This is a genomic window from Phenylobacterium sp., from assembly GCF_031412415.1.
In the GTDB taxonomy this organism is placed as follows: Bacteria; Pseudomonadota; Alphaproteobacteria; order Caulobacterales; family Caulobacteraceae; genus Phenylobacterium.
In genome coordinates, this window is the sequence record NZ_JANOCX010000377.1 from 1 (window position 1) to 1600 (window position 1600).

General features: G+C 66.8%; 1 protein-coding gene and 1 pseudogene. Both read left to right on the plus strand.

Going from position 1 to position 1600, the window contains the following annotated elements; genetic code table 11:
* Positions 1-695, plus strand: a pseudogene (locus tag RMO04_RS17860) (class I poly(R)-hydroxyalkanoic acid synthase); the annotation flags it as partial.
* Positions 696-792: 97 nt separating this feature from the next.
* Positions 793-1600: enoyl-CoA hydratase/isomerase family protein (locus RMO04_RS17865; protein ID WP_309646116.1), on the plus strand; the 808-nt coding region annotated here is incomplete at its 3' end.

Sequence of the window (1600 nt, forward strand, 5' to 3'; positions counted from 1 at the left end):
GCTCGATGGTGGATTTCGCCGACATGCGCGACTGGTCTGCCTTTGTCCACGAGGCACACCTCAACGCGCTCGACGAGCATCTTGAGCAGCAGGGCTATATCGAGGCGACCGAGCTCCAGCAGCTCTTCGCGGCGATGCGCGCCAACGACCTGATCTGGTCGTCGGTGGTCAATCACTATTTGCTCGACCAGGCAGCGCCTCCCTCCGACCTGCTCTATTGGTTCGAGGACGGGGCACGAATCCCGGCAGGGTTCCTGAAGAGCTATAATCGCAAACTCCTGCTGGAGAACGCACTCAGGGAACCGGCGGGGTTCGAGGTCGGCGGCGTCGCGATCGATCTCGCGGCCATCCGCCAACCTATCCTGTCGATTGCGCTCAAGGACGACCATGTCTCCGCCTGGGAGGCGGTTTATGACGGCGCGCGGCTGCTCGACGCCGACTTCGTGCTGGGCGGCTCCGGGCATAACGCTGGCGTCATAAACCCGCCCGCTGCCAACAAGCACGGCTTCTGGACGAGTGACGCCAAGCCCGACGCCGGCCGTGAGTGGCTGGAGGGCGCAACGCGGAACGAAGGCTCGTGGTGGCCGTGGTGGGTCGAATGGCTGAACCGCCAGGATTCGGGCGCGCAGGTTCCCGCGCGTGAGATCGAAGACGGTCTCGAACCAGCCCCCGGCAGCTACGCGAAGGCGGCGTGATGGTTGCGCCAGCATGGGCTCCCGCGAAGGCGGGAGCCCAGAGTCGCGGGCACGACGTGTGCGGCCCTGGGCTCCCGCCTTCGCGGGAGCACAAGGCGTGACGCAAACCACCATCCTCGCCACTCGCGAAGGCGCGACCGGCCGTCTGCGCCTGAACCGCCCCAAGGCACTGCACAGCCTTGACCTCTCCATGGTGCGCCAGATGACGGCGGCGCTGCAGGCCTGGATCGTGGATCCCGAGTTGCGGCTGGTCCTGATCGACCATGCCGCCTCGCCCGATGGCGACCCCAAGCTATCCAGGGGCTTTTGCGCGGGCGGCGATGTCGTGACGATCGCCAATGCGGTACAAAGCGACGAGCCGGCGGCCCGCGCCTTCTTCTTCGAGGAGTACCGTCTCAACCACCTGATGTACACGTTTCCGAAGCCCGGCGTCGCTTTCATGGACGGAGTCACGATGGGCGGAGGCGTCGGGATCAGCTGCCCCTGCCGTTTTCGGGTCGCGACCGAGCGGACCGTGTTCGCAATGCCGGAGACGACCATCGGCATCTTCCCGGACGTCGGCGGCGGGCGCTACCTGTCGCGCCTGCGCGGGCGGTTGGCGCAGTATCTGGCGCTCACCGGCGCGCGACTGTCGGGCGCGGAGTGCAAGCGGTTGCGCCTCGCCACCCACTACATCTCCTCCGATCGGCTTGAGGAGGTAAAGGCGCGCCTGGTCGCCGATCCTTACCGCGCGGAAGCGATCCTGGACGAGCACGAGGCGGACGAGCTGCCGCCCGCGCCCATCCTCCACCGACTGCCCCTGATCGTTCGCTGCTTTGCCGCCGACGACCTCGCAACCATCCTCTCCTATCTCGATGCAGAGGAAGAGGACTGGGCACGCGAGACAGCCGTGGCGATCCGCGCCA